The organism is Massilia sp. P2_C2 (assembly GCF_056404615.1).
This window is the reverse complement of record NZ_JBFUDR010000331.1, coordinates 1-6,332: the sequence shown is the minus strand read 5'-3', so window position 1 is coordinate 6,332 and position 6,332 is coordinate 1. Positions and strand designations below refer to the sequence as shown.

4 protein-coding genes are annotated in these 6,332 nt (G+C 65.6%); all 4 read left to right on the top strand.

Translation table 11 applies throughout. The features are described from left to right. Window positions 1-2,114, top strand: a 2,114-nt coding sequence (locus AC1DYX_RS26160) for a type VI secretion system Vgr family protein (protein ID WP_477264314.1), incomplete at its 5' end; no start/stop codon positions are given. 29 nt (window positions 2,115-2,143) lie between these two features. Then, window positions 2,144-3,814, top strand: coding sequence for an esterase/lipase family protein (locus AC1DYX_RS26155; RefSeq protein ID WP_477264312.1), 1,671 nt, complete (start codon window positions 2,144-2,146; stop codon window positions 3,812-3,814). Between the two features lie 119 nt (window positions 3,815-3,933). Next, entirely contained in the window at window positions 3,934-5,529 is a 1,596-nt protein-coding gene (locus AC1DYX_RS26150; protein ID WP_477264310.1) for a T6SS immunity protein Tli4 family protein, read from the top strand. 71 nt (window positions 5,530-5,600) lie between these two features. Beyond that, window positions 5,601-6,332, top strand: a 732-nt coding sequence (locus AC1DYX_RS26145) for a ComEC/Rec2 family competence protein (protein ID WP_477264308.1), incomplete at its 3' end; no start/stop codon positions are given.

Below are 6,332 nucleotides of genomic sequence, written 5' to 3'. Positions count from 1 at the left end.
GCCTGGCGCAGAACGCGGCCGGCAGCGTGCGCTACCACCGCGACAGCATGGCGGACGGCCGCGACACCATCACGTCGTGGCGCGCCGCGCGCCGCCTGCAGCCGGGCGTCGCCACGCGCTACAGCTGGGACTACAAGAACCCGGCGGCCGCGCAGTTCATGACGGCCACCGCGCGCAGCAATGCCGACCAGGGCCCGAGCGGCAACGCGCTGGCGGCGTCGCTCGACGACTACCTGATCGAGATGCCGCATGCCGGCAACGACGTCGAGGACCACTGGCGCCTGGGCCATGTGCGCATGAGCCGGCACGAATTCGAATCGAAGTGCTTCCAGGGCGAGGGCAGCGTGCGCGACTTCTGCGCCGGCCAGTATTTTTCGCTCGCAGGCCATCCGGAAATCGACGCCCACCCCGTGGCGGAACGCGATTTCGTCATCACCGAGCTGCACGTCGTCGCCGACAACAACCTGCCGCGTGACCTCGACCGCCATGCGGCGCGTCTGCTCGGGGACGTGGCGCCGGGGCCTCTGCCGTCCCCGCGCGCGGGTGACGGCCAGGCGCGCGTGCGCGTCAGCTTTTCCGCCGTGCGGCGCGGCATTCCGATCGTTCCCGCCTACGACCCGCGCACGGACCTGCCGCACCCGCAGCTGCAGAGCGCCATCGTCGTGGGCCCGGCCGGCGAGGACGTCCATTGCGACGCGCTGGGCCGCGTGAAGATCCGCTTCCCCGGGATGCGCGCGGCCGACCACCGCCATGCGCACGGCGCCGGCGCGTCCGACTCGCCGGCCGATTCGGCCTGGGTACGCGTGGCATCGAACTGGGCCGGCAACGGCAGCGGCAGCCAGCAGCAGTCCGGTGCGCTGGCGTTGCCGCGCGTGGGCAGCGAAGTGCTGGTGGCCTTCCTCGGCGGCGACCCGGACCGGCCCATCATCATCGCCCAGCTGTACAACCAGCGCACGGCGCCGCCCGCGTTCAGCCGGACGGGCGACCTGCCGGGCAACCGCTACGTGTCCGGCACGCGCACGCACGAGATCCAGGGTGCGCGCGGCAACCAGCTGCGCTTCGACGACACGCGCGGCGAGATCAGCGCGCAGCTGGCGAGCGACCACGGCGCCTCCGAGCTGAACCTGGGCTGGCTGACGCGCCCGCGCGCCGACGGCAGCGGCATGCCGCGCGGCGAAGGCGCCGAGCTGCGCAGCGACCTGACGGTGGCCGTGCGCGGCGGGCAGGGCGTCCTGATCAGCGCGGAAGCGAGCCCGCAGGCGGAAGGCAGCCAGCTCGACCGTCTGGGCCTGGTCGGCCTGGCCGACGTCATGCAGGGCATCCTCGACGAAGTGGGCAAGCTGGCCGCGGTCCATACGGACGACGAACCGACGGGCCAGCGCCTCGCCGCCCTGGTCGACAAGCTGAAACGCTGGCATGCAGGCGGCAATGTCGCGGAAGGGGCGGCCGGCGGCGGCGAACCGATCCTGGCCGCGACGGCACCGAACGGCGTCATCATGGCCAGCAACGACAACCTCGCACTGGGCGCGAGCGGCAAGGTGGACGTCGTCAGCGCGGGCGACGCCGAGCTCGCCGCCGGCAAGAACATCTTCGTGCGCGCGGCACGCCGTCTCTCCATGTTCGCCCATGAACTGGGCGTGCGCCTGGTCGCGGGCCGGGGCGACATCGTCGTGCACACGCACGTCGGGAATATCCAGATCAAGTCCGCGGGCCGCATCAGTCTGATCGCCGCCGAGCGCATCGAGCTGGAAGCGCCGGCCGTGAAGATCATCGCGCCGGGTGCGCAGACCGACTGGGCCGACGGCACGGTCACGCAGCAGACCAGCGGCCACCAGGTGTTCAAGGGTGCTGAATTCGACTACCTGGGCCCCGGCGGCGGCGCACCCGAGGGCGTGCGCATGCCGACGTCGCACCTGCACACGGACGAATACGTGGTGCTGCGGCACCAGCAGACCGGCAAGCCGGTGCCGAACCAGCGCTACAAGGCGACGTTCGAATGCGGCCGCACCGTCACCGGCCGCACCGATGCCCAGGGCCGCACGTCATTGCTTATCGGCGAAATGATCGGCGACGTCGACATGGCCTTCCTACCCGACGATAACCCGGCCCATTGACCGGGCCCACCCACCTACACGGAGCGCGCATGGCAGACCCGACCCGCCCCTTGCCCAACCTCGTCCCGCAGCCGGACGGCAGCTGGACTGGCCGTACCGTCCTGACCCCGACGTCGTTCACGACCCGCGGCCTGTTCACCTTGCCGCCGTCGAAGGTCATTCCCGTCATCGTCGTGCCCGGGATCATGGGGAGCAATCTGCGGGCGGCGACCAGTCCGGCGAAGCGGGCGAACGAGGTGCTGGATCCGGGGGAGCCGGCGTGGCGGGCGCCGAATGGGGCTGTTCAGGGTATTTTTACGGCACGGCTGTGGAAAGGGCGCGATCCCGCAGTGCGCCAGCTGATTTTGAACGCAAATTCTGTGGAGGTCGATAACCGTGGCGAAATCCACCTGCCGCTGGATGCGCGTAATTATGGTACGACCGAGGCCGAGGTGCGCCAACGTTGGTGGGGTGAAGTGCACTGGGATTCTTATGGCCTACTGCTGTACGGGTTGCATGTCGGCCTGAACCATACATTCGAGATGGATCCACTCGAAAACGTTCGGGTGATATGTCGTCACTGGAAAGACGTGATGGGCTGCGATCCTGTCAAATGGGGCGTCCGTACGATTGACAAAATCACTGAGCCGGAACTGGAGAAACACGCGGCTTACTACTATCCTGTTTATGCATGCGGCTACAACTGGCTGGAGTCCTGTGAAGACTCAGCGAAGCGATTGCGCCAGCGCGTCGAAAGCATTATCGATTTCTGGAGCAGTCGAAAACGCAGTTGCAGCAATGTGATCCTGGTTACGCATTCGATGGGCGGGCTCGTCGCCCGGGCCGCTACGAAGCAAATTCCCGACAAAATTCTTGGCGTCATCCATGGCGCGATGCCTGCACTCGGTGCGCCAGCCTGTTATCGACGTATCGCCTGTGGTACTGAAAAATGGAGTCCATCAAATGGTGGAGTCGATAACCAGAAAGCCGAGTACGTGGCCGAAATTCTCGGTGAGCAGCCGGCATCCACGATGCCGGTCATGGCAACATCACCCGGAGCGTTGCAACTGCTACCGAATCATTTGTATCCGCAACCGTGGTTGCATGTTTGTCTGGTCAGTCGGGTAAACAATAAAGATATTCCTCGCGATGTGGCGCATCTACCGACCGGCAATCCATACGATCTATACCGGGATATGAAATCCTGGTATCGGCTCGTCGACCCTCGGTTGGCTGACCCAGCAGGGAAGCAGTGCGGCGATCTGAAGAAAGTTGAGCGCGCCATTATGGCTGCGATCGATAGTGCTGAGAAATTTCATCGTGAAATCTTGGGCGACTACTATCATCCAAACAGTTATGTCTTTTATGGTGCCGATCCTGATCATATGTCGTTTGGATCGGTCAGGTGGGTAGCGCGTGACCCCGGTGCTGGCGCGGTGTTCACTGAGGCCAACCTCCGTAATGCCGTACAGGGGGGCTATGGATCGACAGGTGGTCGCCACGTGCGCGTAGAGGATCGTACCGACCTGCATTTTGTTCCGGCCCGCCAGGATGTGGCAGGAGACGGCACGGTTTCTCATCAATCAGGGGCTGGTCCACGCGGGAAAGTCGTGCAAATGTTCGATATCCGTGGTTTTGATCACCAGGGGGCATACAACTATGAAGCAAACTTATTGTTGACCCATCATCTTATCGTCAAGCTCGTACAGAAGATGCCATGACGCGGATGGGGAAGCGCAGATGGGGGCAGCTCATCGTTTTGCTGGCAGCGCTGGCCTGTGCCGGAACCTGGGCTGCTGGTCAAGTCCGCAGCATACGGGACAGATCCGAGGTGGCGAAAATGACGGAAAAGATGAAGACGGTATGCGTCGGACGCTTCTTGGTCGACATACCATCTCAGGCGGAAGTGATTCTGTCACGAGAGATGATCGACGGATTTGATATTGATTCCGTCGAAGAAGTCGAGGCAGTTTTTCACAAGCGAGTCGCTTCGCGCGAAGCCGAGATCGCCGCCGTAGCCACATCCGCTGCTGCCAAGGGGGGGGGCATGCTCGTGGCACGTGACCTTCGGGTGCCGGGCATGACCGGGCGTCTACTCATACATGGCCGCACCCGCAGCTACTCGATGGAAGGGAGCCGCCGTGTCGATGACGAATGGGTTTCGGTCGAGGCGTACGCCCATCTGGGAAGCGTGAGCTTCTCGCTCTTCATGCAGTATGCTGATATGTCCGATGCGCAAAAAGCGGAAGGTCTATTGGCGCGGTTACGATTGCGCGAGGAAAGCGAAATTCCGTCCGTGCCAGGCTTCTGCATTGCTCGTGCCATTTTCACCGAGCCGTTGCCTGCCCATAAAACAGAACACATCGCAATGCATGTGGGGTTTCTGGAGCACCCTGATGTGGCGCTTGCACTAGCCAGTCTGCCCGGGGGCGACAGAGATCGTAGCCTGCTAACGCGCTTTGCTGAAATGGATACTGAAACGGGAGCCGACGAGTTACTGCGTGTGACCAAGCTACGGATAGGTAAGCGAAGTATCAATGGCATCGACGGTGAAGAAGTCCTTGAACGCATCCGCGAGCTTAACTTTGCGACGACGTATGGCTTCATGTGGGAGACGCAAGGTGTGCATGACGACCCGCTGCATCCGTTTCTGTCGCTGGAACTACAAGGCGGGATCAGTGTGCGTCCGAGCGGCAAGCCGGTCGATACGAGTTTGCACGAAGACGCCGTCCTGGCCCTGTGGGACAGCATCTCGTCCAGTATCCGCCTGCGTAAGTCCGGTCCGCCGCCGCCATCCGATCCGCCTCCCGAACCGCCGGGTCCGAAGCTGGGCGCGCTGGCCACCGCCGGTGAAATCTGCCCGCAGTCCGGCTGGTGGAAATGCCGCGAGGGCGGCGCCGGCGTCGAGGTGCAGGGGGGCGCCTTGCAGTGGATCCGCAAGGGCGACCGGATGCCGCAGGCGCTGCTGCTGCCGGGCCAGACGCTGTGGCAGAAGTTGCGCGGCCTGCAGCCGAGCATCGAACCCGATCGGCCGACGACGTGGAAGCTGGTCGACAAACGGCTGCGTCCGCGGACACCGGCGCTGGTCGCACTCGCCGCGCCGGGGCCGGTCACGACTGTCGACGAGATGCCGGCCGATGCCGTGCGGGCAGTGGCGCCGGGCGCGAGCGTGCGGACCGGCGAGCTTTGTCCCGCGAGCGGTTGGTGGCGCTGTGGGGACACGCATGCGCTTGACGGCACCCGCTGGTTCCCGCGCGGCAGTACGCTGCCGGCCGCGACGCTGCAGGTGGCGACGGGGATGTTCGGCCGTTCTTCCAAACCGGAGGTAATCCAGCGACGCAGCACGTGGCAGCTGATGCGCCATGCCGAGGCAGAGCGCGTGGCGCTGGCGGACGGCGGCGCCACAGGGCAGGTCGAGCCGTCGACGCGCGCGTGAACCACAACGACGCCCGGGCGCGCCGCCGGCCAGCCTGAACGCGGCCCAGGGTAACCCGTCGACCGATCGCCATGCGCAGCTTCATCCTGGGCTTCGTCAGCGGCGTGAGCTGCCTGCAGGCCGCCGCAACACTGCCGTCCACACAACGTATCGCAGCGTGCTTCGCCATCGCTGCGCTCCTCCTGCTGGCCTGCGCATGCGTACGCGCACGCGCACGCGCGATCCGGTACCCAGCCACACGCATCGCCACGAGCGCCATTGCCGGCCTGCTGGCCGGCTTCGCCTGGGCCGCGCTGCTGGCCCAGGTGACGCTGGCACCAGCGCTTGATCCTCGCCACGAAGGCCACGACCTGCGCATTGTGGGCGTCGTCGAGACCCTGCCTTACCGCTTCGACCAGGGCGTACGCTTCGATTTTCACGTGGAGCGGACGCTCGACGCCGCCGTGCGCGTGCCGCCGCACGTGGCCCTGTCGTGGTACGCCGGCCTGCATGGCGCGCGCCAGGCCGTCGGGGACGTCCAGCCGGGGCAGCGCTGGCAGTTCACGATGCGGTTGCAGCGGCCGCACGGCAACGCGAACCCGGGCGGCTTCGATTACGAGGTCTGGCTGCTGGAGCAGGGCGTACGCGCAACCGGCTACGTCCGCGCCGGCGATGACAACCGGCTGCTGGACGCGTTCGTGCCGAGTCCGGGCGTGATCGTGGAGCGGGTGCGGGCGGCGCTGCGGGCGCGCATCCAGGCTGCGCTCGCCGGCCGGACGTATGCCGGCGTCATCGTGGCACTCGTGATCGGCGACCAGCGTGGC